This is a genomic window from Barnesiella sp. B2-R-119 (assembly GCF_023656675.1).
Taxonomy (GTDB): Bacteria; Bacteroidota; Bacteroidia; order Bacteroidales; family Barnesiellaceae; genus Barnesiella; species Barnesiella intestinihominis.
In genome coordinates this window covers 481,574-507,060 of the sequence record NZ_JAMOKL010000003.1, presented here as the reverse complement: position 1 = coordinate 507,060, position 25,487 = coordinate 481,574, and the positions used below count along the sequence as shown (strand labels likewise).

General features: G+C 45.3%; 23 protein-coding genes and 1 rRNA gene. 9 read left to right on the top strand and 15 right to left on the bottom strand.

Annotated features, from left to right (window positions below; translation table 11 throughout):
- Positions 1–3 precede the first annotated feature (3 nt).
- From rrf to tsf, 6 genes are all read left to right on the top strand, one after another.
- Positions 4–112, top strand: a 5S ribosomal RNA gene (gene rrf / locus NBH06_RS08440).
- A gap of 568 nt (positions 113–680) precedes the next feature.
- Positions 681–2,987 (top strand): T9SS type A sorting domain-containing protein, encoded by a 2,307-nt coding sequence (locus NBH06_RS08435; RefSeq protein ID WP_250793756.1) that lies wholly within the window; start codon positions 681–683, stop codon positions 2,985–2,987.
- A gap of 221 nt (positions 2,988–3,208) precedes the next feature.
- Complete coding sequence (gene rplM / locus NBH06_RS08430; protein ID WP_008862826.1) at positions 3,209–3,664, top strand: 50S ribosomal protein L13; 456 nt, start codon at positions 3,209–3,211, stop codon at positions 3,662–3,664.
- Positions 3,665–3,669: 5 nt separating this feature from the next.
- Positions 3,670–4,056, top strand: a complete 387-nt coding sequence (gene rpsI, locus NBH06_RS08425) for a 30S ribosomal protein S9 (RefSeq protein ID WP_008862825.1) — start codon at positions 3,670–3,672, stop codon at positions 4,054–4,056.
- Between the two features lie 125 nt (positions 4,057–4,181).
- Positions 4,182–5,021 carry a 30S ribosomal protein S2 gene (gene rpsB / locus NBH06_RS08420; RefSeq protein ID WP_008862824.1) on the top strand — a complete coding sequence of 280 codons (840 nt, stop codon included), beginning with the start codon at positions 4,182–4,184 and terminating at the stop codon, positions 5,019–5,021.
- Between the two features lie 85 nt (positions 5,022–5,106).
- Complete coding sequence (gene tsf / locus NBH06_RS08415; RefSeq protein ID WP_008862823.1) at positions 5,107–5,931, top strand: translation elongation factor Ts; 825 nt, start codon at positions 5,107–5,109, stop codon at positions 5,929–5,931.
- A gap of 227 nt (positions 5,932–6,158) precedes the next feature.
- On the opposite strand, the gene NBH06_RS08410 is transcribed toward tsf, so the two are convergent.
- Positions 6,159–7,319, bottom strand: a complete 1,161-nt coding sequence (locus NBH06_RS08410; RefSeq protein WP_250793754.1) for a DUF6359 domain-containing protein — start codon at positions 7,317–7,319, stop codon at positions 6,159–6,161.
- A 420-nt stretch (positions 7,320–7,739) separates the two neighbouring features.
- Between NBH06_RS08410 and NBH06_RS08405 the strand changes: the two genes are divergently transcribed.
- Positions 7,740–8,192 (top strand): PepSY-like domain-containing protein, encoded by a 453-nt coding sequence (locus tag NBH06_RS08405; RefSeq protein WP_250793752.1) that lies wholly within the window; start codon positions 7,740–7,742, stop codon positions 8,190–8,192.
- A gap of 5 nt (positions 8,193–8,197) precedes the next feature.
- Here NBH06_RS08405 and NBH06_RS08400 read toward each other — a convergent pair whose 3' ends face one another.
- The 10 genes from NBH06_RS08400 to NBH06_RS08355 form a co-directional block, all read right to left on the bottom strand.
- On the bottom strand, positions 8,198–8,722 hold the full coding sequence (locus NBH06_RS08400; RefSeq protein WP_008862820.1) for a dihydrofolate reductase: 525 nt from the start codon (positions 8,720–8,722) through the stop codon (positions 8,198–8,200).
- 2 nt (positions 8,723–8,724) lie between these two features.
- Positions 8,725–9,519: a thymidylate synthase gene (locus NBH06_RS08395; protein ID WP_250793750.1), complete on the bottom strand. Its 795-nt coding sequence runs from the start codon at positions 9,517–9,519 to the stop codon at positions 8,725–8,727.
- A gap of 15 nt (positions 9,520–9,534) precedes the next feature.
- Complete coding sequence (locus NBH06_RS08390; RefSeq protein WP_250793748.1) at positions 9,535–10,695, bottom strand: hypothetical protein; 1,161 nt, start codon at positions 10,693–10,695, stop codon at positions 9,535–9,537.
- 10 nt (positions 10,696–10,705) lie between these two features.
- The gene (locus NBH06_RS08385; protein ID WP_250793746.1) at positions 10,706–11,659 is read right to left on the bottom strand and encodes an N-acetylornithine carbamoyltransferase; all 954 of its coding nucleotides are present in this window, start codon (positions 11,657–11,659) and stop codon (positions 10,706–10,708) included.
- A 6-nt stretch (positions 11,660–11,665) separates the two neighbouring features.
- The gene (locus NBH06_RS08380) at positions 11,666–12,919 is read right to left on the bottom strand and encodes a glutamate-5-semialdehyde dehydrogenase (protein WP_250793744.1); all 1,254 of its coding nucleotides are present in this window, start codon (positions 12,917–12,919) and stop codon (positions 11,666–11,668) included.
- Between the two features lie 68 nt (positions 12,920–12,987).
- A complete protein-coding gene (proB, locus tag NBH06_RS08375) occupies positions 12,988–14,070 on the bottom strand; it encodes a glutamate 5-kinase (protein ID WP_250793775.1) in 1,083 nt (360 codons plus the stop codon).
- On the bottom strand, positions 14,067–14,498 hold the full coding sequence (locus NBH06_RS08370; RefSeq protein WP_008862814.1) for a DUF695 domain-containing protein: 432 nt from the start codon (positions 14,496–14,498) through the stop codon (positions 14,067–14,069). The genes proB and NBH06_RS08370 overlap by 4 nt, the downstream gene beginning before the upstream one ends.
- A gap of 20 nt (positions 14,499–14,518) precedes the next feature.
- Entirely contained in the window at positions 14,519–16,174 is a 1,656-nt protein-coding gene (locus NBH06_RS08365; RefSeq protein WP_250793742.1) for an AMP-binding protein, read from the bottom strand.
- Positions 16,175–16,245: 71 nt separating this feature from the next.
- Positions 16,246–16,797: a helix-turn-helix domain-containing protein gene (locus tag NBH06_RS08360; RefSeq protein WP_008862812.1), complete on the bottom strand. Its 552-nt coding sequence runs from the start codon at positions 16,795–16,797 to the stop codon at positions 16,246–16,248.
- A 177-nt stretch (positions 16,798–16,974) separates the two neighbouring features.
- A complete protein-coding gene (locus NBH06_RS08355; protein WP_250793741.1) occupies positions 16,975–18,402 on the bottom strand; it encodes a hypothetical protein in 1,428 nt (475 codons plus the stop codon).
- 278 nt (positions 18,403–18,680) lie between these two features.
- Here NBH06_RS08355 and NBH06_RS08350 point away from each other — a divergent pair, with 278 nt between their 5' ends.
- Both NBH06_RS08350 and lpxB read left to right on the top strand, forming a co-directional pair.
- The gene (locus NBH06_RS08350; RefSeq protein WP_046412132.1) at positions 18,681–19,001 is read left to right on the top strand and encodes a heavy metal-binding domain-containing protein; all 321 of its coding nucleotides are present in this window, start codon (positions 18,681–18,683) and stop codon (positions 18,999–19,001) included.
- A gap of 25 nt (positions 19,002–19,026) precedes the next feature.
- A complete protein-coding gene (lpxB, locus tag NBH06_RS08345) occupies positions 19,027–20,157 on the top strand; it encodes a lipid-A-disaccharide synthase (protein WP_250793738.1) in 1,131 nt (376 codons plus the stop codon).
- An 87-nt stretch (positions 20,158–20,244) separates the two neighbouring features.
- Here the strand turns inward: lpxB and NBH06_RS08340 are convergent, their stop codons facing one another.
- From NBH06_RS08340 to NBH06_RS08325, 4 genes are read right to left on the bottom strand one after another with little or no spacing between them, the layout of a single operon-like run.
- Complete coding sequence (locus tag NBH06_RS08340) at positions 20,245–21,279, bottom strand: ABC transporter ATP-binding protein (protein ID WP_250793736.1); 1,035 nt, start codon at positions 21,277–21,279, stop codon at positions 20,245–20,247.
- On the bottom strand, positions 21,279–22,328 hold the full coding sequence (locus NBH06_RS08335; protein WP_250793734.1) for an iron chelate uptake ABC transporter family permease subunit: 1,050 nt from the start codon (positions 22,326–22,328) through the stop codon (positions 21,279–21,281). Before NBH06_RS08335 ends, NBH06_RS08340 begins: the two co-directional genes overlap by 1 nt.
- Positions 22,325–23,455 carry an ABC transporter substrate-binding protein gene (locus NBH06_RS08330; RefSeq protein WP_250793732.1) on the bottom strand — a complete coding sequence of 377 codons (1,131 nt, stop codon included), beginning with the start codon at positions 23,453–23,455 and terminating at the stop codon, positions 22,325–22,327. Before NBH06_RS08330 ends, NBH06_RS08335 begins: the two co-directional genes overlap by 4 nt.
- 13 nt (positions 23,456–23,468) lie before the next feature.
- A complete protein-coding gene (locus tag NBH06_RS08325; protein ID WP_250793730.1) occupies positions 23,469–25,448 on the bottom strand; it encodes an LTA synthase family protein in 1,980 nt (659 codons plus the stop codon).
- Between the last annotated feature and the right edge of the window lie 39 nt (positions 25,449–25,487).

Below are 25,487 nucleotides of genomic sequence, written 5' to 3'. Positions count from 1 at the left end.
CATTCAGGCGGTTACAGCGCGGGGGATCCACCTCTACCCATTCCGAACAGAGAAGTTAAGCCCCGCCACGCCGATGGTACTGCGCAAGTGGGAGAGTAGGTAGCCGCCAACTTATAGGAGAGAAAGCCGGAGAGGGGAACCCCTTCGGCTTTCTCTTTTTGTATATAGGACTCGCAACCCCCGCTCCTATCCAAAAGACGGAGAAGTTCAACCTAACCGGAATCGTTTCACCTCATCGTTAGCGGATTAAACCCCACCCCTGTACCGGAATGCTGAACAGGAGAGAAGGACAAACACGATATATAAGAAAGTATTACCCTCCTCCTTTACCGTGTCCCGTAACACGGCAGAGGAGAAAGGCGAATACAATTATCTCGTTTGTTAAAACGATGTAACAAAAGGGCGTTAAACCTCTCTTTTCACTCCACCGAAGAAACTCCCGTTCCTGAGAGCTCTCCCCGTCGTCCCCGACGCCACTCCATACCCCTGATTTTCGGTTCATAACCCTTTGATAATATCTAATATATAGATTTTTTGAAAATGGATATGTTGTATTTTGTTTATTATTTATAATATTTACATTTGTAACCTCTCGTTTTAGTGTAGATGAGCTTTGGGTTATATCCGTGCTCTTCGATTTGTTTTTTGAAAAATCCAAAATTCACTATAAATTTTAGTTTATGAAAAGAGGTTTACTTTGTATTTTATTCGTAGTTTTATTAACTGTGAATGTGTCGGCGATCGTTGTTTCGGAATCGACGCCGGTCGTATTGATTAACGAGGATTTTTCCAAATTTGTCGAGGGGGCTGAAACAGCTCCTACGGAGCAGGATTTGGCAGATGAAAGTACTGGCGCAATCGATGCCCAATATACCCAACAAGCGGGCTGGTCTGGTATGGGTATTTTTCAGGCTGGGGGAATTTGTGCGATAGCTCCTGTATATAATTATTATTTCTATGAAGGTGGTTATTTGAATACTCCTAAGGGGGATTATTCGGGGGTGATTACTTATTCTTTTCGAGCTCGTCTGCAAGAGGGGGATCAATCGAAAATAAATGTAGTGATGGGTGAAGGTTATAACACTATCGATTCTTATGCACATACACTTACCACTGACTGGCAAACCTATACGGGAGAGTTTAAAAAAGGTACTTTTGACCGTTGTTTTATTCAGTTTTCTGCTGGTGATGAAGACAAAGTTTTAATTGATGATATAAAGATTGTTCGGATAAAAGAAATTATTCCTACGCCTAAATCGTTGGAAGCGACTGATCTCACTCGGGAGGGGTTTACGGCTCATTGGGAAAGCAGTGAGCGAGCCAAAGACTATTTATTGAGCGTGTATAGTAAACGATTCCCTGATGGGAAGGCCCCGAAAACAGTGAAGGAGACTTTCGATACCGTTAATTGTACCGACTCGTTGATTAGCTCTGATAATCCTCAATATCCCGAAGGTTGGGTTGTCGATGTCGTTACTCATGGGACTCGTCATGTGTATACAGATGACGGCAATTACAATTCTGCTTCGGTTGCATTGGCATTTGATGCTACGGGAGACTCTATCGTAACTCCATTGGAAGATGATCCTATGGATAGCTTTTCGTTTTGGGGTAAAACTATGCTTTCTGGAAATAGCTCGAAAATTCATGCTGAATATTTTAATGGAGTAGAGTGGAAGGACTTGGGTTATTCTTTTGCTTCTTCGCTTCAAACGGGGCGCTATATCGATCTTACCTCTTCTCTACCGTCCGATTGTTATCGGGTAAAGATATGGTTCGAACAGAAGAATAACGGACGTGTCGCTATCGATGATATTTCTTACAGTTGTATGCCTGTCAGAGAAAATATATATGTTTTCGAAGATAAGAATGTAGGGAGTGTGACGTCTTATGCCGTGGAAGGCTTAGACGAGAATTTGGATTACTATTATTATGTAAAGGCTTCTTCGGAAAATGGAGTGCAGTCTGAACCATCTGACGAAATCGCTGTAATAGGATTGGTCGCTCCTGTTGTGGCTGCCGCTACCGATGTAACAGAATCGTCATACACGGCTCATTGGGAAAAAACACCTAAGGCCGAGGGGTATAGAGTGAATAATTATAGTGTTTATACGGCAAGAGAAGACGAAGAATATGTCGTTTTGGAAGAAGATTTTTCGAAAGTAACGACTTTGGCTACACCAGAAAATCCAGACGAGTTTGAGTCGAGTTCTCTTGTGATTCTAGATGAATATACTTTGTTGCCCAATTGGTTATTTAGCGGCGGACTTCGTTTGGCAAACGGTATGCTTGGAGGGTATGGTTGGCAGGCGACTCTTCAAACGCCCGAACTGGTGCTGAATAACGATACCGTATTCGAAGTGACAGTAACAGCATGGGCAAAGGTTTCGAGTGGTTGGACCGATTTATATATCTACTCTGAAAACGATACTAAAACACTGACTTTCGAGAAATCGGAATCTAAAACATTTACGGTGGAAATGAAAAACGGTATTGAAAAAGATTGCCTCCGTTTCGCTACCGATGGCGGTGCTCTTTTCTTTATCGATAATATTGTCGTTAAACAAAAGTTGAAAGCGGGTGCTCAGGTGTCCAGATTGGAAAACAGTGTTATTGTGAGGGACCCCGAAACTATTTCGTACTCCTTTACTGGATTACAATGCGGACAGTATAAATATGGTTATGAGGTATCGGCCTATCGTTTGCTGGGCGATGATTTGGTCGAATCGGAATTTTCGGACCGGCAGATCGTGGAATATATCCCTTCGGGGGTAAATTCACTCTCTGTATCTGGTGCTAAGGTTTATGCCATAGATGGAAAGTTGTATGTGCAAGCCGAGGTTCCTTCTAAGATAGAGATTTATTCTATTTCGGGAATGTCGGTATTGGAAGATTCTGTCGGGGTAGGAGAAAACCAATATGATCTATTACCCGGATTCTATATTGTGAAAGTCGGGAGTAGAACAACGAAAGTTCTGGTGAAATAAATACTTCCTGATAATAGATCGGCCCGGTTTTCCGGGCCGATTTTTTTGTTTAAATCTGTAAAAGAAAAATCGAAATCTTTTGTTTTTCAAATAAAAAGCGTACCTTTGCAATCCGATTATTACCCAAATTTGAGAAAATTTGAATAGTAGTCATGTCTTCTTTGGCCGGAAGCATGAATGCTATGTATATGTCAAGTATTTAATAATTAAAAGAATAAGCAGTGGATACTTTAAGTTATAAGACCATTTCTGCAAACAAAGCGACCGTTAAAAAAGAATGGGTTGTGGTTGATGCAACCGATCAAGTTTTGGGCCGTATGTGTGCAAAAGTTGCTAAAATATTGCGTGGTAAATACAAACCGTGCTATACTCCTCATGTGGATTGTGGCGATAATGTAATTATTATCAATGCCGATAAGGTGCAATTAACGGGGAAAAAATGGACGGATCGGGTTTATTTGAACTTTACAGGTTATCCCGGTGGTCAAAGAGAATTGTCTCCTGCCGATTTGATGAAAAAAGGAGAATCGAGATTATTCAAACGTGTACTGAAAGGTATGCTCCCTAAAAATAAATTGGGCGCTCAATTGTTGAGAAACGTTTATATTTATGGAGGAAGCGAGCATCCACATGCTGCACAAACCCCTAAAACAATAGATATTAACACCCTTAAATAAGTAATATGGAAGTAGTTAATGCATTAGGCAGACGTAAAGCCGCAGTAGCACGAGTATTTGTTTGCGAAGGTTCGGGTGTAGTTACGATAAACAAAAGAGAGTTGGCTGTTTATTTCCCCTCTTCAATACTTCAATACATTGTAAAGCAACCGCTTGAAAAATTGGGCGTTGCAGAAAAGTATGATATTAAAGTGAATCTGAATGGCGGTGGTTTCAAAGGACAGGCCGAGGCTCTTCGTTTAGCGATTGCCCGCGCATTGGTAAAAATCAATCCCGAGGATAAACCTGCTCTGAAATCGGAGGGCTTCATGACTCGTGACCCGCGTACCGTTGAACGTAAGAAACCGGGACGTCCCAAAGCTCGTAAGAGATTCCAGTTCAGTAAACGTTAATATGCGACGGCCTGAGGCCGAAGATATATTTGTGTTTAGTATCCAAACCGCAAGGACTTTTCTTTTCATAGGGAACTACCTTGTGGTTGTGTAAGTAGAATGTAAACAAATTAAACAAAGAAAAAATGTCTATTACTAATTTTGACCAGTTATTGGAAGCCGGTGTTCATTTCGGACACTTGAAAAGAAAATGGAATCCTGCTATGGCTCCTTATATTTTCATGGAGCGTAACGGTATCCACATTATCGACTTGTATAAAACCGTAGCAAAGATCGACGAAGCCGCAGCTGCATTGAAATCAATCGCTAAATCGGGTAAAAAAATTCTGTTCGTCGCTACTAAGAAACAAGCCAAACAAGTTGTCGCCGACAAGGCTTCTGCTGTGAATATGCCATATGTTATCGAGCGTTGGCCGGGTGGTATGTTGACTAACTTCCCTACGATTCGTAAGGCTGTGAAGAAAATGTCTACCATCGATAAAATGGAAAAGGACGGAACGTTTGACAATTTGTCTAAGCGTGAAAAATTGCAAATCTCTCGCCAACGTGCCAAGTTGGAAAAGACTTTGGGTAGTATTGCCGATTTGAATCGTCTGCCTTCCGCTTTGTTCGTTGTCGATGTTTTGAAAGAACATATTGCCGTGCGCGAGGCCAATCGTTTGGGTATTCCCGTATTTGCTATGGTAGATACCAACTCGAATCCGAACGATGTAGATTTCGTTATTCCGGCTAATGACGATGCTTCGAAATCCATCGAAGTGGTTCTCGATGCTGTATGCGGTGCTATTGCCGAAGGTTTGGAAGAACGTAAGGCTGAAAAAGTTGATGCTCCTGCCGAGGGTGAGGATGCTCCTGTTAAGAAAGAACGTAAAACTCGTATCTCTCGCAAGAAAGCCGAAGATGCAGAGGTTGCCGAAATAACAGACGAAGCTCCTGCCGCTGAAGTTAAAGAAGTAGAAGAATAAAAAATAATCAAAGACAAAGAGTGGAGCCTTTTCTTTGACTTCACTCTTTGTTCGTTTCTAATTATAAAAATAGGAGATTAAGTATATGGCTGTTACAATGGCTGAAATCAGCAAGCTACGTAAACTTACGGGAGCCGGCATGATGGATTGTAAGAATGCTTTGACCGAGACTAACGGTGATATCGAAGCTGCAAAAGAAATTATTCGTAAAAAAGGTCAAGCTGTCGCTGCTAAACGCGAAGACCGCGAAGCTTCGGAAGGTTGCGTTTTGGCTGCTGCCAAAGGCGATTTCGCTGCTATCGTAGCTTTGAAGTGCGAAACGGATTTCGTTGCTAAGAACGATTCTTTCGTAGCCTTGACTAAATCTATTCTCGATGCTGCCATCGAGGCAAAAGCTACCGATCTTGAAACCGTAAAGGCTTTGGTTGTCAATGGTACTCCCGTCGCTAACTTGATTGTCGATGAAATCGGTAAAACCGGAGAAAAGATGGAGCTCGGTTACTACGAAGCTATTTCGGCTCCTTATACCACCGCTTATATTCACCCGGGGAATAAATTGGCTACGATTGTAGGTTTTAACCTTGCCGATACCGATTATCAGGTAGCTCACGATGTGGCTATGCAGGCTGCTGCTATGAGCCCTATCGCTGTTTCTCGTGATGAAGTTCCGGCCGATGTGGTAGAAAAAGAACTTGAAATCGCAAAAGATAAGGCTCGTCAAGAGGGTAAGAAAGAGGAAATGCTCGATAAGATTGCTCAGGGTCGTCTGAACAAATTCTATCAAGAAGTTTGTTTACTTGAACAAGCTTTTGTGAAAGATCCCAAGCAAACTATTCAACAGTATCTTCATTCAAGCAACAAAGAACTTACAGCTGTTGCTTGTAAGAGAATTACTCTTAATGAGGAATAACGATAAATTTTTGATAAGAAAAAGCCGTATCATTCGATACGGCTTTTTTATTGTGGCAAATTGTAGAGATAAAGAGAGATGGAAAGACTTCTGGCTGCTCTACCCATTTTCAAAATATTCCCTCTTTCTCTTTTATCTGTTGATGGTTAAAATAAGGAGAATTATATTTAGGACTTTTTGGAGTGTACCAATTAAATTATATACTAATGGCTTCTACTACTTTTTATTTATTGTACGATAATTTTCGTAACGGTGTTTTTTATCGAGACTATATAGAATCCGGCAGGTAGGGCTATGTTGCCGCTCCCGATTATATGTTCAGTCTTAACGAGTGTGCCGTTTATCAGGTAGATGTCGATTTGTTCGGGCATTTCTGTGTCGAAATAAAGATGACCTTTCGAACTCCATATTCGTATATTTGTCGGAGACAATATGTTTTCAACGGACGATTCCGTATAATAGTCGCTGATGTGGATATTGTCAATGTCTATTCCGGTCATCGAGCTCTCGGTTTTACCTATTTTTATTCGTAGGTCTCCCGGACGCATTACTTTGAATTGGTATTCGGTCAATTCTTTTTTGATTGGAATACCGGTTTGAACGGGTTCCCAAGTTTTTCCTTTGTCATCGGATATGTATACACCGAAGGAACCAGAACCTTTATCATCTTTGTATCGGGCAGCCCATAAGCGTATGTACCCGATTCCGTTGCTTTTATCTTCGAGCATGTAGATGTATCCGGGTTCGCCGGAGGTCGATTCGGTGAGGCGTAGGTGGGCTGCTGCATTATCCCATTTCATATCGTTGGAGCTGTCTCCGTATGTAGCGCCTACGAATTTCCATCGGCATGTTTCGGCACTGGCATAGATTCCTCCTCCATACATTAAAGAGTTGTTGGGAGTATAGGCTTTTTTCGTTTCAAAAGTTTCATAAAAGTTCCAGTATTTCGTTTCGTCTGTGACATTTTCGCCGGGTGCTATCCAATCTGTGAGATTCTTGATTCCCGGCAGGGTGAAGTAATCGGTTAACGTTCCTTTTATGGTCAGTTGCTTGCGCCAATATTGTGGATTTTCATCTAAATTGTACGAATCGACATAGTCCTTGATTTGTACGGGCATCATCTTGCTTAAATCGATTTCATCGATTTCGTCGGCGATGAGGTAGGCCGAGGTTCCATCGAAGGGCGGTGCGATGTTGTAGAAGTGTTTATTGTTGGAGTAGTCTCTGTATTCCCCGACTATATATCCATTTACATAATAGGATTTCCGGTCATTCTTCTTGGCAAGAGCTTGCGATACGGTTAACGGGGAATCGGCCGAAAGTCCTGTTCCCGCTATCAGTGAAAAAACAAATGCCGATAGTGCGATGGATAATAATGCTTTTTTCATTGCAGTAAGGTTGGATTTTGGTTACAAATGTACCTAAAATTCAAGATTCTATCCTACGAATTTTCTACTGAATTTATATGAGAGTAAGTATAGATGAAAAACGGAACAGTTTAAAATGAAAAAATTGATTGTCATCACGACAACCAATCTTTGTTAACCTTAATTCTAATACCATGAAAAACACATTGCAAATGTACGCATATAATTTTATATACAAACAAAATACCCAATAAAAACGATTATATTTAACATTATTTTTGTGATTTCCGGTTTTTATAGCAATATGTTGGATTTGTATTACAAAAGTGTTACATTCTGATTCGCTTATTTTATATGTAACATGATTCTATTTAAATTTTGTAAGGAATCGACCTATTGCCAAACGATGTTGTTATAAGATAAAAATTAAAATGGGAGATTATGAAAACGTTTTTGTGGAGTTTTATTTTGTTCGCAGGGCTTGCCGGATTGAGTGCCTGTGATGAGGACGAACGGGTGGACTATCAATACTTGCCTGATTCTGTTCATCAATTTGTTAGTACTTATTTTTCCGATGTAAAGGTAGTTAAGGCCGAAAAGAAGAATGAAGAGCCCCGTTACAAAGTTTGGTTGAGTAACGGATTCGAATTGAAATTCTATAAGGACGGCGGGTGGCAAAAGGTAGATGGAAACTTGCAAGTGTTGCCGTCGGCTTTACAAATAGATATTTTGCCGGGTAATTTGTTGACTTATGTCGCTACACAGTATCCTACTGCCGGAATTGTCGAAGCGGCTCGTTACGATTGGGGATATGAAGTGGAGTTGAACACGGCACCTCTCGTAGAATTGGAATTCGACAATGACGGGAATGTGACGCAGATCGATAGGGATTGACCCGGTTATTTGTCGGAAGGTTCCCGGTTTTCTATCCGTCTTCTGGTATAGGTTACAAATGTATAAGGATAAGCGTGTTTCTCGTCGGCCGGCATTTCTTGCGAATTTGCGATTTCCCACTCCGATGGGTTTATGGTCGGGAAGAATGTGTCGGCGTCGTCGAATGTATGGTGAATGTGTGTGATATACAGCGTGTCGGCTATCTTGATGGTTTCGTTGTATAGTGTCGCTCCCCCCATAATGAAAATTTCGTCTTCTGTCGTGTCTTGTATCGGTATTTCGTCAAGCGTATGGACGACAGTTACATTCGGCCACGATAGTGCCGTGTTATGTGTCAAGACGATATTCTTGCGGTTAGGTAAAGCGCCGTTGGGTAATGATTCGAAAGTCTTTCGCCCCATGACGACGGTATGTCCCGACGTGAGTGTTTTGAAATGTTTCAAGTCGTTGGGCAAGTGGCATAACAGTTGTTGGTCCCGGCCAATGGCTCCTTTTTCGGCAACGGCTGCGATTAATGCTATTTTACTCATACTTATACGGCTACTTTTCCTGCGATATGGGGGTGAGGGTTATAATCCGTCAATTCAAAGTCTTCGTATTTGAAATCGAAGATGCTTTTTACATTGGGGTTCAGTTTCATTGTAGGCAGGGCTCGCGGTTCGCGAGAAAGCTGTTCCCGCACTTGCTCGATATGGTTGTTGTAAATATGGGCATCTCCGAGTGTGTGGACGAAATCTCCGGCTTCGAGCCCGGTCACTTGTGCGACCATCATGAGTAATAGTGCATAAGAGGCGATATTGAAAGGCACTCCGAGAAAAATATCCGCACTGCGTTGATATAGTTGCAAACTGAGTTTGCCGTTCGCTACATAGAACTGGAAAAAAGCATGGCAAGGAGGTAGGTTCATTTGGGGTAGGTCTGCCACATTCCATGCACTGACAATGATGCGACGTGAGTCGGGATTGTTTTGTATGGTGTCGATAGCCTCTTTTATTTGGTCGATATGTCCGCCGTCATAATCGGGCCACGAGCGCCATTGATATCCGTAGATATGCCCTAAGTCGCCATTCTCGTCGGCCCATTCGTTCCAAATGCGGACTCCGTTTGCTTGCAAATATTTCACGTTGGTGTCGCCTTTAAGGAACCACAACAGTTCGTGGATAATCGATTTCAAATGCAGTTTCTTCGTGGTGAGGAGCGGGAATCCGTTTTGCAGGTCGAAACGCATTTGATAGCCGAAGACACTGTGAGTGCCTGTCCCTGTGCGATCTTCTTTAAGGATGCCGTGGTCGAGCACGTGTTGTAAGAGGTCGAGATATTGTTTCATGTCGTAAATGTAGTTTTATTTGATTTGCAGTAATCTGCTGAATCCGAGGCAAGCGACCGAGAATCCCAGCTTACAGCCTCTTATCATGTTTCCTTCTATGGCGTTGAAATTTTTGTATTGCTCCCGATTGATAAATAGCTTTGTACGAATCGATGCGGTAAATATTTCACGATGACCGCGCCAGAATGAAGGAACTAAGGATATTGTCGTGGAGAACCGGTAGTCGAAACAGATTCCGGCCGTCCAATTAAAATTCGTGTAGGACAATGTCGTTCTTTCGTTTCTCCCTTCTTGAATTTTTGCTTGATCGGAGTATCCCGACCATATACACCCGACATAAGGCATAAGGGCGAAATACTTGGTGGAGATGAGTTGTTGTCCTATACCTAAGGATATAGAAGTATAGGTGTTATGTCCGTTTCGAAGCCATGTATCCTTGATTTGTCCGTTGGAAACTGTAATTTCCTGACGGGTACGGGCTGTTCCGGCAGAAAAGTCGCAGAGCAGATGCGTATTGGCATAAGCTAAATCGAATCCGACATTGATTTGCCAAGCAGGGGCCCAATAGTCGGCGATGCTTCCGACCGGGAAGGAGGCGCCGGTTCCTAAATAGAATCCGTAACCGAATCGCCGCGGAGAGATTCGAGGAATGGACGGAGCCGGGTTTTCGATCAGTTCTTTGGTTACGTAGAACTCCCATTCTTGCAGCTTTATCTCGTTCTGTCCGTTTTCGGTTTCTTGTTCTGCTTTTTTGCTTTTTTCTGTGTATAGGTCCATGTATTGCCGAGTGCGATTGTCGGCGGCAATACCCACCACTCCGAGATTTAATTCGGTTTGTAGTCTTCGCCGATACATTTCAAGCAAATCGTATTTCAGCTGGAACAACCGCAGTAAGTTCTCGTTTTGTATTTGCCGGTCGGCGAAAGAATGACGTTTGTCGAAACAGGCTTGCGCTTCGGGACGAATCGTGCGGGTATTGCCATCTCGTTTTTCTGTTTTTTCAATTCTCAGAAAAGCGTTAAAAGCCGAGGGTACTCCTTTGAGACTGAGAGTATCTTGGAAATCGTCCCATGTCAATTTCCCTTCGTCCCAGTACTTATAGTCGATAATATCTTCTGCCCGGGTATATTCGACGAATGAGAAACATATCAGAAAGAAAGTCAAAAGCCGTTTCATAAGTATAGAATTAGAGGGATTCAAGAATACGTTTCAGTACGACTTGTGCCGAGATTTCCCGATTGGCGGCTTCGGGGATTACCAATGATTGCGGACTTTCGATAACATCGTCCGAAACAATCATGTTGCGACGTACCGGAAGACAGTGCATGAAAAAAGCGTTATTGGTCAAAGCCATTTTTTCGCTATCTACCGTCCATGCCCGGTCTGTGCTGATGACTTGTCCGTAATGTGGGTCGGCATAGGCTGCCCAGTTCTTGGCGTAGATGAAGTCTGCCCCCTCGAAAGCTCTTCGCTGGTCATATTCCACATGGGCATTGCCTACGAACTGAGGGGCTAATTCATACCCCTCTGGGTGGGTAATGACAAATTCGTAATCGGTTTGGTTAATCCATTCGGCAAAAGAATTAGGTACGGCCTGAGGTAGAGCCTTCGGGTGAGGGGCCCATGTGAGGACTACTTTGGGGCGTTCGGTTTTTTTATGTTCTTCGATGGTGATGAGGTCGGCGAAACTTTGCAATGGATGCCGTATAGCTGCTTCCATGCTGAATACCGGTCGGCCTGAATATCGAATGAACTGATTGAGAATTTTTTCTTCATAGTCGTCGCTTTTGCTTTCGAACCGGGCGAAAGAACGCACGCCTATCACGTCGCAGTAACACCCCATGACCGGTATAGCTTCGAGTAAATGCTCCGGTTTATCCCCGTCCATGACTACACCTCGTTCGGTCTCTAATTTCCAAGCTCCTTGATTGACATCTAAAACTATGACATTCATGCCTAAATTCATAGCTGCCTTTTGTGTACTTAGGCGAGTACGGAGGCTGGAATTGAAGAAAATCATCATCAAGGTTTTATCCTGCCCCAAGTGTTTGTAGGCAAACCGATTGGATTTTACTTCGAGAGCTTCTTTAACAGCAGCTTTTAAATCTCCGAGGTCGTGTACGTTAGTGAAATGTCTCATAATGTTTTATTGACGGGTTTGTCCGTTACCGGAAATAATATATTTATAAGTCGTTAGCTCGGGTAGAGCCATAGGACCTCTTGCATGCAGTTTCTGTGTGCTGATACCTATTTCTGCCCCGAATCCGAATTGTCCTCCGTCGGTGAATGCGGTAGACACGTTGGTGTATACGCATGCGGCATCGACTTCGTGAGCGAAGCGCTGTTTGTGAGATTCGTTTTCGGTGATTATACTTTCGCTGTGTTTCGAGGAATAGCGAGCTATGTGAGCCAAAGCCTCTTCAAAGGAGTTGACGGTTTTGACGGCCATCTTATAATCCAGAAATTCCGTCCCGAAACTATCGTCGGTCGCTGGCTGCAAGAGCGATTCCGGATATTTCCCCGCAAGTGCGCCATAGGCTTTCGGGTCGGCGTATATGAGTACGTTTTTTTCGGACAACGGCTTGCAGAGGCTTGCAAGGTCGGATAATCTCTCCTTGTGAATAATCAGACAGTCGAGCGCATTGCATACGCTCACCCGACGGGTTTTGGCATTGAACACGATATTGCGGCCTTTTTCCAAATCTCCGTCACTGTCGAAATAGGTGTGGCATATCCCGGCTCCGGTTTCGATAACCGGTACAAGCGCATGTTCGCGTACATAATTTATCAATCGACTGCTGCCTCTTGGAATGATAAGGTCGACTTGTCCCACGGCGGTTAATAACTTGTCGGTAAAGCGGTGGTCGTTAGGTAGTAAAGTCGCTGTGTTAGAGTTTATTCCGTAACTTATCAACACCTTGTTGATAATGTTGATAATAGCGTTGTTGGAATATTGGGCATCACTACCTCCCTTCAAAATACAGACATTCCCCGATTTCAAGCAAAGAGAAAAAACGTCGAAGGTTACATTGGGACGGGCTTCGTAGATAATGCCGATGACTCCGAACGGTACAGATACTTTTTCGATGCGCATGCCGTTGGGCCTGTCGAATGAAGCCAATATTCTGCCCAATGGAGAGGGAAGCCCTGCTACCTTTCTCATATCGGAGGTTATTCCTAAAATTCGCTCCCGCGAGAGCATTAACCGGTCGTATTTGGGGTCTGTCTTCGGCATAAGAGCCAAGTCCCGACAGTTTTCCTGCAAGATGTAATCGACTTCTTTCTCGGCTTCGTCGGCAACGGCAAGAAGTATTTTATCGATAGTCTCGGTATCGACGAGATTCAATTTGCGGGCAGCGACTCGTGCGTTTTCGAAAATATGTGATACATCGGCGGTCATAGCTCATAATGTGTGTAAAGCAAAAGTAATCTTTTTTTTCGAGTATAGTTGTATCGGAATCGTTAAAGTTAGTCGAGATAGAGATAATCGTAGTGGACGAAAGGTTTCGCACCCTGATGTCCGATAAATTCTCGGGCTGTTTCGCTGTCGAACGCAATGCGGCCTACTCCTATGGAATTTCCATCGGGATCGATGATGCGGACAATGTCGTCCTTTTCGAAGTCTCCTTCGATACGGGTGACTCCGACCGGCAATATACTGACGGCTTGTTGCGAGTGTATCGCTTTCACGGCTCCGGCATTGATATGTAATTCTCCTTTGGCGAATCCCTCGGAGTGGGCGATCCAACGTTTAATGCTCGATATGGGGTTGGCAGAGGGAATGAATCGCGTGCAAATCGCCGAGCTGTTTTCCCGTAAAAGATCGGGCAAGATATTTTCTTTCTTGCCGTTGGCGATGATGACTTCTATACCTTCGTCCGCCACCTTACGGGCGATGTTGCATTTGGTAAGCATACCGCCCCGCCCGAAAGAGGATTTCCCCGACTGTATGTATTGCGACAGTTCTTGACCGGGGTGAATTTCCGGTATGACTTTACTGCCCGCTTGTCCCGGAGCCCCGTTGTAAATACCGTCGATATTGCTGAGAATGACGAGGGTTTCGGAGTCCATCATGGCAGAGATGAGCCCCGACAGTTCGTCGTTGTCGGTGAACATCAACTCGGTAACCGAGATCGTGTCGTTCTCGTTGACGATAGGGATAACCTTGTTTTCAAGCATAACCTCCATACATTGTTTTTGTGTGAGGTACTGTCGCCGGGTCGAAAAATTTTCTTTGGTCGTGAGCACTTGGCCGCAAGCTATATTGTGTTCCCTGAATAGCTCGTAATAACGATTGATGAGTTTGGCTTGCCCCACAGCCGAGAATAATTGTCTGGCAGAAACTGCGTCGAGCTTGCGGTGTATCTTCAATTCGCTGCGGCCCGATGCCACAGCTCCCGACGATATGACAATAATTTCGACTCCGGCTTTGTGCAGCTCGGCGATTTGGTCGGTGAGAGCCGACATGCGGGTGATGTCTAGCGTACCGTCTGGACGAGCAAGAACGTTACTCCCTATTTTTACGGTAATACGTTTACGTTTGTAACTCATGGCTGCATGGCGAATTGTTGAATCGTTTCGATGTAGTTGTTCCATTCGGGGTCGCTTTCCGCTCCAATTTTTATCGGCAGCGGCGGGTATTCGCTGAAAGTCTCGTTCAAGACGATGGAGAATTTTTCGGCTGAGATTCCGTAATATTCATAACGGGCGGTTTTCCCTCCTATATGAATGGCGGTTAGTATTGCGATTTCTTTCTCTTCCAATATATCGCGCAGTTTCTCGTTGAGGCTATCGAGCGCTTGCGTCTCTTTTTCGGTGGGCATGCCTTTTTCATCGCCCTGATATTCCCATACGAGAGCGATACGTGTGGCGAATTTTCCCGATTGCCTGATGGCATCGAGAAATAGTCTCCCTCGTATGATAAAAGACTTGTTTTCAAATTCTGTTTCGGCGACGAACCAATCGTTACTGATTTGCATGGGACGATCGTTTTACGTTATTAGACTTTGTCTTTGTCTCGTATTTCTACTCGGCGTATTTTCCCGCTGATGGTTTTGGGCAACTCTTCGACGAACTCGATAACCCGAGGATATTTATAGGGAGCCGTGACTTTTTTCACATGGTCTTGTATCTCTTTGACAAGAGCTTCTCCCGCTTTGTCTTTGTATGCGGCCGATAGTACGATAGTAGCTTTGACAACTTGTCCTCTGATTTCATCGGGGACTCCGGTCACGGCACACTCCACTACGGCGGGGTGGGTCATTAGAGCGCTTTCCACTTCGAATGGCCCGATACGGTAGCCCGACGATTTGATGACGTCGTCGGCACGACCCACGAACCAGAAGTATCCGTCCTCGTCGCGCCAAGCTACATCGCCTGTATAGTAAATGCCGTCATGGTAGGCTTCATACGTTTTTTGAGGGTCACGGTAATATTCCTTGAACAGTCCCAAAGGTTTCCCGTGATCGGTGTGGATAACGATTTGTCCCTGTTCCCCATCTTCGGCCGAGCGTCCGTCGGCTGTGAGCAGGTCTATGTCGTATTGCGGGTTGCGTATTCCCATCGATCCCGGTTTGGGTTCTACCCACGGGTAGGTGGCGATAGTGAGGGTCGTCTCGGTCTGTCCGAAACCTTCCATCAGTTTTATACCTGTGAGCCGTAGCCATTCTTCGTATACTTTGGGGTTAAGGGCTTCACCGGCTATGGTACAATATTTTAGAGAAGAAATATCGTATTTGGTGAGGTCTTCCCGAATGAGAAACCTGAATACGGTGGGAGGAGCGCAAAATGAAGTGATGTGAAAGTTGTGTATCATTTCGAGTACATCGGCCGGTTTGAATTTTTCGAAGTCATAGACAAACACGTTCGCCCCGGCAAACCATTGCCCGTATAGTTTTCCCCATACGGCTTTTCCCCAACCCGTGTCGGCCAGAGTCAAATGCAGGCTGTCTTCGTGCAGGTTGTGCCAAAAGGAGCCGGTGATGATGTGCCCTAACGGGTAGGTGAAATCATGGGCGACCATTTTGGGCTCGCCGGTGGTTCCCGATGTGAAATAGAGCAGTGAAATATCGTCATTCGTGTTGACCGATTCGGGACGGACGAAAGGAGCAGCCGATTCTATTCCTTTATGGAAGTCGTCCCACCCTTCTGGAATGATGGGCCCGATGGAGACACAACGTTGTAATGAAGGCGAGGACGGTCGGGCCCGGTTGATGTGCTCGACTACAATCCCGTCGCCGCAGGATACAATCATTTTTATGTCGGCGGCATTGCATCGGTACACTATGTCTTTCTCGGTCAGCAGGTGAGTGGCGGGAATACATACGGCTCCCAGTTTGTGAAGAGCAATAATGGAGAACCAAAATTCGTATCTTCGTTTCAAAATGAGCATGACCATATCGCCGTGCCCTATTCCTAATGATTGGAAGTAAGATGCAGTTTTGTCGCTTTCTCGTTTAATATCGGCAAATGTAAAATCTATTCTTTTCCCTTGATCGTTGGTCCAAAGCAGTGCTTTTTTTTCGGGAGCTATACGTGCCCATTCGTCTACGACATCGTATCCGAAATTAAAACAATCGGGAACTTTTACCTTAAAATTTTTCATGAAGTCTTCCTGTGAAGAGAAAGACGTTTTATCTAAAAAGCGTTCTAACATAATGACTATGTGGGAATATTCCCTCTTTTTACTTGATGTTTGTGAAATACCTATTGTTACGGAAAGATCATTTAAAATATGATCGCCAGAAATTTAACTTGTCGGTCTATCGCTTTCATACCGTGCGGACGGGTAGAGTCGAATATAATACTGTCGCCTTCGTTCAGCACTAATTCTTTTTCTCCGATACGTAGATGCATGCTCCCTTCGAGAACAAGGTTAAATTCTTGTCCGGGGTGGGTGTTGAGCGTGAATGGCGCTTCGGGAGCCGATGGCTCGACCGTGACCATGAAAGGATCGGCTTTGCGGTTGGCGAATCCGGCGGCCAACGATTGATATTTATAGGCTTTTGTACGCTCTACGGCGACACCTTTGTCTTTGCGGGTAAGGAAATAAGAGTTCATTCGGGGTTCGTATCCGAACATCAATGCCGGCAATTCTACGCCGTAGTGCTTGGCTATCTGGTGCAGAAAACTGACCGGAATGTCTTTTTCGCCCGACTCGTAACCTAAATAGGTTTCCAAATCGATGTTGCAGGTCGATGCAATATCTTCGGGTCGAAGGTCTAAGGCATCTCTAAGGCCAACGAGCCGTTCCGCTATTTGTCGTATCTCTTCGCTCATGATTGCAAATATTTAGAAAGAGGTTTTAATATCTCTTACAAAAATAGAAAAATGAGAGAGAAAAAAGAAATTTGTTATACAAATAGGGTGAGTAATTGAACTTTGTAACTTTTATTAAGAGAGGAGAGAGACCGAAAAGGGTGCGATTTGCGCATTTTTGAATGTTATGTGCATTCTCTATTCTTCGGGAAATTCTTGTGGAATGTATTGATAAGCTCCGATATCCACGCTCGTGGAACGAAGGTTCCCATACATATCTTTATCCAATGGGAAGATCGCGAAATCGGGATTTCCTTTCCCGATAGCATCGGATTTATCCGACCCGATTCGATAATCGTAGTAGTAATGTTCTTCGCCGGTGGCTTTGAAAAACGGTTGTCCGTTCCATACGGTATTGATGAAATTGTCGTCGTCTTCTCCGTTGGAACGGAGGAGGCAGGAACGGAAGTATACATGGCTGCCGGTGAGGTCGATCGAGGGAATTTCCGATGTATTACCGTATAGTATGCTGTTGTTGAATCGGGCTCGCAGAAGGGCGGGACCTCCCGAAATCGTATCGGCCGGAGCACAATAACTCATGTTTACGATGGGCGAGGTGATAATGTCGTAGAAATAGTAGTTGACGATCGTGCAGTGGGTGAAATCGGCTATTCCTCCTGTCAGCGAGAGTATGGCTCCTCCGGCATCGGAAAGCTCGCTGTTCCAACAATTCAGCCGGCTGTATGCCGATGTGATGAGATTACCCGACGAGTTGCGTATGCGGGAATTCGCTATTTCGAGACGAGGCTCTTCCGAAGCGCACGAATCCAATACGATACCCGAAATCATTCCTCGTACATAAGCGTACGATATTTTATTTCCGAAACTTTCGGGATAAAAACGGATACCGCCCCATTGCCCGCCGAGATTGTCGTAAGGCAAGTCTGCAAAGAGCCGGTCGAGTCGATCGCCTCGTATTTGAACGGGGGCTTCCATCGACCCCTCGACTTGTAATTTCCCTTGTACCAACAGCGAAGCTCTATGGTGGAAATGCAGTCTTGCACCGGGTTCTATTTGTAATGTCGCTCCCGGAGCCACGACTAAGCTGTCGTAGATGAGGTATGGCCGTTCATCGGTCAGATGAGTATCGGTCGTGAAGGTTTCCCCTCTTTTGATAATAACGTCCTGTCCGTAGGCCGTCAGCTTCACGTCTTGTTGGACGCCGTTGGTTACAAAGACGATAGAATCGATGATGAAAATGGGGTTGTCCTGATTGGTAGGATCGATATTGGCTTCTACAAATACATATAGGCTGTCTTTCCCTCGGATTTCGACATTGGTGAAATTATCGCCCGACATACCGTCCACATTGATATGAAAGCCCGAATGTTCGGCATCGGCAAGTTTGATGGAAGAGATGTTCAACGATTTCTTGTTCCGGTTGTAAATGCGGAATGAACGAGTTGATGTACCTATCGTGGTGAATACGGTATCGAAAGCAACCGTATCGGTGGAGAATGCGAGTACATGCGACGGATTTGTGGTGAAATCGTCATCGATGCAGCTCGTCAGGCATGTACCTGTCAAGATACTCAGTAAAATTAAAGCAAAAGTTGTCGCTTTCATTGTATTATAAAAACGATATCGGTGCATCTTTATTGCGGAAGGCTGACGATTTTCTTTCGGGAGAGTGGCGTTTTGATTTTGTAATTGCAATATAGAATGTAACTCGATAAAAAAGAACAAGTATGTTTGTACTACTTGCTCCTTTCACTATCTTTGTAAGTACGAAGATAAGCTGCGGTTCGGGATAGGCAGGCCGGAACTATGATTTCCATTTGTCTCTGCACATACCTTTCACTATCTTTGTTCATAGAATATGAATCGATAAAAACAAGAAGACGATGTTAATGACTACGACTCCTTCGGTAGAAGGGAAACGGATTGTAAGATATTTGGGAGTTGTGACAGGTGAGACTATTATCGGGGCGAATGTGTTCCGTGATTTTCTTGCAGGGGTAAGAGATTTTTTCGGAGGCCGTTCCGCTTCTTACGAAGCGGTTTTGAGAGAGGCCAAAGATACGGCTCTTGAAGAAATGGCTCGACAGGCCGAAGCATTGGGCGCAAATGCCGTGGTGGGTATCGATTTGGACTATGAGACTGTCGGCGGATCGGGTAGTATGTTGATGGTTACGTGTAGCGGGACAGCTGTCAGGGTCGAATGACGTGACCAATTATTCCTAATCGGGTATGAAATATTATCTTATCGCCGGGGAGGCTTCGGGCGATTTACATGCCTCCAATTTGATGAGAGCTTTGCAACAGGAAGATGCGAACGCTGAATTTCGTTTTTTCGGCGGTGACTTGATGGCTTCTTGTGGCGGTACGCTGGTAAAGCATTATCGGGATATGGCTTATATGGGATTTATTCCGGTGTTGATGAATCTCGATAAAGTTTTGGCGAACATGCGTTTGTGTAAACAGGATATTGCCGCATTCCGTCCCGATGTGGTTATATTGATAGATTATCCGGGTTTCAATCTGAAAATAGCCAAATATGTGAAACGTCGTTTGGGTATTCCGGTTTATTATTATATTTCTCCTAAGATTTGGGCTTGGAAGGAATGGAGGGTAAAGAGTATCCGTCGGTATGTAGATCGACTTTATTCCATTCTTCCGTTCGAGGTTTCGTTTTATGCCAAGCACGATTATACGGTGGAGTATGTAGGAAATCCTACGGTCGATGAATTGGCTGTGCGGCCTTATGCCGATGAGAGTTTCGAGGATTTTACGGCGGAGTGCGGCTTGGGAAAAAAGCCCATAATAGCTCTGCTGGCGGGTAGCCGGGTAGCCGAGATTGATCATAATCTGCCTTTAATGATAGAGGCCGCAAAAACGTTCCACGACTATCAGTTGGTTATCGCAGGGGCTCCCGGTATTTCTCCCGACCAATATGCTCCTTATTTGCAGGACCGTTCGGTAAAAGTTGTTTGGGGCAAAACTTATCGTTTGCTTCAACAGAGTCGGGTGGCATTGGTCACATCGGGAACCGCTACGCTCGAAACCGCTTTGTTGCGAGTGCCTCAGGTGGTATGCTATCGACTGGGAGGAGGCAAGTTGTTTTATAAAACATTCGAGAAAATCTTGAAAGTACCGTATGTTTCGTTGGTTAATTTGATAGCCGATAGTCCTGTCGTATGCGAGTTATTGGGCTATCGGGCGACTCCTGAGAATCTTCGTCGAGAGTTAACTTCGTTGTTCGAAGAGACTACCCGAAAGAAAATGTTGGAGGGATATGATCTTGTTGCCGAGCGATTGGGTGCTCCCGGCGCTCCAAAGAATGCCGCCCGGTCTATGGTTGCCGATTTACGAACAAGGTGACATGTTATTGCAGTGCGTAGGGGGTGAGACTCTTGTTCCATGTTATTTTTCGGGTGTGGTTGATAGTGCTCAACCTTCGGAATCCATTCAACCCTTTTGAACCGGTGTTTTAAGGTATGCAATGAGGGCGGCGAAAGAGGTAAATCGCACTTCGTTCGTTGCGGTGTGTAACGACAGCGAGTCGTTTCTTTCGACGATGAGGCGGGGAAGCGATGAATCGGCTTCGCAAGGTGATATGCGGCAACCGTAATTGTTACGATTCAGAGCATTGACTGTCCAATGGAGAAGTGTTTCGTCCGTCGCATCTACGACAATTTCTTTTTCCCATTGAACCGAAGGGTAGTAACTGCCATGCGCCCGGTCGAAACAAATTTCCTTACGGTCGAACAAGGTATCGAGTTCTCCATTCAAAATGAGGTCCTCGGTTATTCCGCTACGCATTCCGTGCCCCTTCCGTAAAAGCCATAGGCAATCGGCGAGCACCAGCGCTTGTTCTATGTCGTGGGTCGACAGTAGTATCGCTTTGTTTTGGGCCGTGGCGATGTGGTGTAACAGAGTCATGATTTCTATGCGGCTCACCACGTCGAGGAAAGCGGTCGGTTCGTCTAATATAACCAGAGGGCACTCTTGCGCCAATACTTTTGCGATCATGGCTTTTTGCTTTTCTCCATCGGAGAGTTGCGCCATATAGGAGTGCGCTTTGTGTGAGATGCCCACGGCTTCGATAGCTTCGTCCACTACTTGCCGATCCTGTCGGTCGAGTTTCCCGAAAAATCCCGTATGCGGTTGCCGTCCGAGGGCGACCAATTCATATACGGTCAATCCTCCGGTTTGTGTCTTGTCGGTCAGTACAACCCCGATTTGGCGGGAAATTTCCCGCTCTGACATGGCAGACAACTCGTTTCCGTTCAACAGGATTTTTCCCGATAACGAAGGTTGGGACGCCGATAAGGTGCGTAACAGAGTCGATTTGCCCGAACCGTTTGCACCTAACAAGCAGGTGAGCTCGCCCTTGCGTAGGGAGAACGACAGATCGCCGTGAACTTGCTTAATATGCCCGTGCCCCGTTTTATATCCGATACAGAGCTGCTGTGCCGATAATATGTTTGCCTGTTCCTCCATCAGTTGAAATATTGGATTTTTCGTTGGTTGATGATGACATAAATAATCACCGGCGCACCTAAGACCGGAGTGATGGCATTGATGGGCAGGATGCCCGATTCTCCCGGCAGGATACAGATGAGATTGCACAGCAATGCGGTTACGGCTCCGCACAGCAAAGTCATCGGCAACAAGGTATTGTGGTTCGATGTCCCCAATAACAGTCGGGCGATATGAGGAACGGCGAGCCCGATAAACGAAATGGGGCCGCAGAATGCCGTGGTCGATGCCGTGAGCAGACCGGTGACGATGAGCAGCAGATTGCGGGTGAGTTTAATGTTTACTCCCAGATTGGCAGCATAACGGTCACCGAGCAGCAAGGCATTGAGTGGTTTTATCAGAAGTATAGCGATGATGAGGCCCACAGATACGAAAAGTGCGAAATAGGGCAGCTGCTCGCCGGTGACTCCGCTGAAATTTCCCATACCCCAAATCGTATAGGAGTGTACCCCTTCGGCTGTTGCGAAATAGTTGAGTAGAGAGATAACCGACGAAGTAATATAGCCTACCATTATACCGACAATGAGGAGCATGATGTTGTTCTTGACAATGGTCGAGAAAAAGAGTATCGTACCTAATACAGTGACTGAACCGAGAAAAGCTCCGGCAATGATGGCGGTGAATCCGGTGAGGGTGGTTGCCTCGGACACGCCGAGTGTCCCTCCCCAAAATAACATGACCAAAGCCACTCCTAAACTGGCTCCCGTATCGATTCCTAATATCGAAGGTCCGGCGAGCGGGTTGTTGAATGCCGTTTGAAGAAGCAGCCCGGCAACTGCCAATGCGGCTCCCGACAGGAGTGCCGCCACCATTTGCGGTAATCGGGATTCCAGCACGATGAATTTCCAGACTTCCTTTTCAGGTTCTTTTCCGCACAGGATATCCCATACGGCCGAAGCCGGTATTTGTACCGACCCGAACCATAAATTGGCGGCACATAATGCCAAAAGTAACAGGACGAGAACGACTATTAGCCGTTGTTCATGCTGTTTGTTCGGTTTGTCGTTCATTCGGATAGCGGTTGATAGTAACGGAATCGATAATCGGGGAACAGACCGGGGTGGAACAATGCAGCGAGTTCTTGTAACAACAGGTCGGGACGAAACGGAGTCTCTTCGTAGTAGTTGCATCGGGACGAGTCGCAACCGTATATCTTTTTCTCCCGGAAGGCTTTGAATCTTGCATAGGGTGCATATTCCTTTTGCAGAGTCCGATAGGAAAGCTCCGACACATTGAACGATTTAATAAGCCAAATGTCGGCTTCTCCTGCCCAGTTGAATACCGTTTCGAAAGAGAGCGGAATAGACCCTGTTTCTGGATTGTCGCTCCACGGGTAAGCGGCTCCGGCATCCTTGAAAAAGCGGGCCATATAGCTTTTTCCGCCGGGCATATACCATGCCGAACCGCTTTTTAATTCGCTGATGACAACGGGAGCAGAAGAAAGAATACCTATTTTATTTCTCAATTCGGTATAGTTTTTTTCGACTTCCGTAAAAATGGAATCGGCTTCGACCTCTTTACCGTATAACAGACCGAAGAATTTTATCCATTCTGCCCGGCCCAGAGGTGAAGTTTCCAAATAATCGGCGCATTCTATAATGGGTATTCCCATTTTCCCGATACGTCCGTATCCGGCGTTTTCGAAAGGAGATAATAAGATGGCATCCGGATTCAACGACATTACTCGTTCGATGTCGGGCGACATGGAATTTCCGGCATCGGTCAGTTTTCCGTTTTCCGCACGAGAGAGCAAAGCGGGCGTTTTGATATAGGAGAGGTCGCAGACTCCTCCTATTTGCGATAATGCGTTTAATTGCTCCAACAGGCTGCAATGTACCGAGGCATAGACTAATGTATTGGACAACGGAGTCCTTACGACGGTTCCTTGCGGTAGATTCGATGGAACGTTTTGTGTCTTGGGAACGAGGATATATCGGTGCAGCAACCGGGCGCTGTCCCACGGGTTGCTTATTTTTACATCGGTGTAGTCGTCATGAGAGGTAATAGAGAGTAGTTCGGCATACTCGATGATAGAATCGTTTCCGAGTTGTTCGTCGCTTTCTTGGGATTTCGGGTTACATTGTACCGAAAGGAGTACGAGCGCCGAAAGAACGAATGTATAAAATATCTTATTCATAACAGTCGGTCGTTTAACGGGGTTGATAACCTATATATTTCCCTGTGAGGTTGTTGCTCATGAGGTATTGTGCCGTTTGAAGCATGGAGAAGGCATATTCCCGCAGTTCTTGGCAGACGGCAGGATTATCGATATTGCCCCTCTTTTCGATAGCTCTTTCTTGCGAGAGCAACCACTCTTGGTTTTCTTTGGGTTTATAGATATAGAACAGCGAATCGTTCACGCATCCGATAGCATCGTCGGAGGTAAAGAATGCCGCTTTACGTTTTTCTTGCAAGAGATTTACCCCGAATCCGTTGTCGGTATAGTCTATGTTCAGCAAACCCAATACGGTGGGAGCTATATCCACTTGTCCGCCGAGGTCTTGTATCTGTCGGGGTTCGATAAATGAAGGCGAATAAATGAAAAGAGGCACATGGTTGAAACTGAGCGGCATATCGCTGCGGGGAGTACCCACGATTTTCCCGTGGTCACCGACGAAGACAAATATCGTGTTGTCGAACCATTCCTGTTGTTTCGCTTCATCGATAAATTCCTTTAAAGCATGATCGGCGAATTCGACGATTCGATGTTCGTCGGTATTACTGTGTGTCTTGAAATCTTTGGGAATAACATACGGCGGGTGGTTGCTGATGCTTAACAATACAGCGAAAAAGGGCTGCCCCTCGTTGGCAGTCTCTGTGAGAATGGGCAGGGCGTATTGGTATAGGAAATCGTCTTGGACACCGAAACTGTTGACTACTTTGTCTTGCGGATAGTCCTCTTGTGCAAAGATGCGGTCGAAACCATTGGTTCGCAGATAGCCGTTCATGTTATCATACTGCGACTCATGAGTCATGAAAAAAAGCGTACGGTATCCGTTATCTTGTAAAATGGTGGGTAGTCCGGCGAAGAAAGGAATAACGGCTCCTTTCATGGAATTCCGTTTCATCAGAGCCGGATAGGAATACAAGACGGAGTGTATGGCATGGTTGGTATGAGTTCCCGCCGAGAAAAATCGATTGAAGCAAAGCGACCGGACGGCTATTGAATCGAGAAACGGGGTGAGGTGCTCGGGATTACCGAAATGCCCCAGCAATTCGGCCGACATCGATTCCATGAAAACGAGGACTACGTTTTTACGGCTGGGTTGTCCCGGATTTTCTATTTTTCGGGCAATGGGCGATATGTCGGGAAGCGAGTCCGTGATATTCAGTTCTCTGCGAACCGTAGAGATCGCCTCTTTCTCGTCCATCAAATCGATTTCCCGATTTTCCGATTTGGAAGCCTCTAACGAACTGCGCAATAAATTGAACGAGGGGCTTATACCCAATTGGTTCAAAAATGTATTGTTGCAATAATAGGCCGCACTTACTTTGATAGGGTTGTATCCCATGCGTCCGCGTATGCCGAATAAACATACTCCTATTAGAAGAGTCGAGCAAAGGAGTGTAAGCAGCTCGGGTTTCCAATGAAATTTTTCGGCAGATACTCTTTGTATATCGCGACAAGTTCGATGTAATAATATCCGGGAGAGAAAGACGAAAAGGAAAGAGAGACACAGAAACAAGACGAATGCGACGATATAGGAGAATTCACCGAACATAAGTCCCAATGTCGTTCCGGTGTAGCCGAACCAGTTGAAAATGGAAGCGTTGATGTGTTTGAAGAAATAAGCGAAATAAGGTATATCGGCAGCCGATATGGCGAATGCCACGACGTAAAAGACCGAGAAAAAGATATGGATTCCCCGGTACAGGTTTTTACCGAAATATCCTATCAGGGAACAGATCGAGACGATAACGAGCGGCAGAATCGATATATAACAGGCTACGACATTGTCGAGCCACAATCCCCGGACGAATGCTTCGAGACGGGTGAATACCGAAATTTCTTCGTCCATGAGATATTCGTACCCTTGTAGGAAGAGGATCAGACGGAATGCCGTAAAGAGAATGAGTCCCAACACATGTATCGAAATCAGATAGCGCAGGGCATATAAATATCGTTTCATCGGTCGGTTATTGTTAAACGCCTCAAAGATACGGAAAGG

Excerpts from the sequence above, each read along its gene's own strand:
- NBH06_RS08435 (WP_250793756.1), top strand. The coding sequence starts at position 681 with ATGAAAAGAGGTTTACTTTGTATTTTATTCGTAGTTTTATTAACTGTG.
- rpsI (WP_008862825.1), top strand. The coding sequence starts at position 3,670 with ATGGAAGTAGTTAATGCATTAGGCAGACGTAAAGCCGCAGTAGCACGA.
- rpsB (WP_008862824.1), top strand. The coding sequence starts at position 4,182 with ATGTCTATTACTAATTTTGACCAGTTATTGGAAGCCGGTGTTCATTTC.
- tsf (WP_008862823.1), top strand. The coding sequence starts at position 5,107 with ATGGCTGTTACAATGGCTGAAATCAGCAAGCTACGTAAACTTACGGGA.
- NBH06_RS08410 (WP_250793754.1), bottom strand. The coding sequence starts at position 7,319 with ATGAAAAAAGCATTATTATCCATCGCACTATCGGCATTTGTTTTTTCA.
- NBH06_RS08405 (WP_250793752.1), top strand. The coding sequence starts at position 7,740 with ATGAAAACGTTTTTGTGGAGTTTTATTTTGTTCGCAGGGCTTGCCGGA.
- NBH06_RS08400 (WP_008862820.1), bottom strand. The coding sequence starts at position 8,722 with ATGAGTAAAATAGCATTAATCGCAGCCGTTGCCGAAAAAGGAGCCATT.
- NBH06_RS08395 (WP_250793750.1), bottom strand. The coding sequence starts at position 9,519 with ATGAAACAATATCTCGACCTCTTACAACACGTGCTCGACCACGGCATC.
- NBH06_RS08390 (WP_250793748.1), bottom strand. The coding sequence starts at position 10,695 with ATGAAACGGCTTTTGACTTTCTTTCTGATATGTTTCTCATTCGTCGAA.
- NBH06_RS08385 (WP_250793746.1), bottom strand. The coding sequence starts at position 11,659 with ATGAGACATTTCACTAACGTACACGACCTCGGAGATTTAAAAGCTGCT.
- NBH06_RS08380 (WP_250793744.1), bottom strand. The coding sequence starts at position 12,919 with ATGACCGCCGATGTATCACATATTTTCGAAAACGCACGAGTCGCTGCC.
- proB (WP_250793775.1), bottom strand. The coding sequence starts at position 14,070 with ATGAGTTACAAACGTAAACGTATTACCGTAAAAATAGGGAGTAACGTT.
- NBH06_RS08370 (WP_008862814.1), bottom strand. The coding sequence starts at position 14,498 with ATGCAAATCAGTAACGATTGGTTCGTCGCCGAAACAGAATTTGAAAAC.
- NBH06_RS08365 (WP_250793742.1), bottom strand. The coding sequence starts at position 16,174 with ATGTTAGAACGCTTTTTAGATAAAACGTCTTTCTCTTCACAGGAAGAC.
- NBH06_RS08360 (WP_008862812.1), bottom strand. The coding sequence starts at position 16,797 with ATGAGCGAAGAGATACGACAAATAGCGGAACGGCTCGTTGGCCTTAGA.
- NBH06_RS08355 (WP_250793741.1), bottom strand. The coding sequence starts at position 18,402 with ATGAAAGCGACAACTTTTGCTTTAATTTTACTGAGTATCTTGACAGGT.
- NBH06_RS08350 (WP_046412132.1), top strand. The coding sequence starts at position 18,681 with ATGTTAATGACTACGACTCCTTCGGTAGAAGGGAAACGGATTGTAAGA.
- lpxB (WP_250793738.1), top strand. The coding sequence starts at position 19,027 with ATGAAATATTATCTTATCGCCGGGGAGGCTTCGGGCGATTTACATGCC.
- NBH06_RS08340 (WP_250793736.1), bottom strand. The coding sequence starts at position 21,279 with ATGGAGGAACAGGCAAACATATTATCGGCACAGCAGCTCTGTATCGGA.
- NBH06_RS08335 (WP_250793734.1), bottom strand. The coding sequence starts at position 22,328 with ATGAACGACAAACCGAACAAACAGCATGAACAACGGCTAATAGTCGTT.
- NBH06_RS08330 (WP_250793732.1), bottom strand. The coding sequence starts at position 23,455 with ATGAATAAGATATTTTATACATTCGTTCTTTCGGCGCTCGTACTCCTT.
- NBH06_RS08325 (WP_250793730.1), bottom strand. The coding sequence starts at position 25,448 with ATGAAACGATATTTATATGCCCTGCGCTATCTGATTTCGATACATGTG.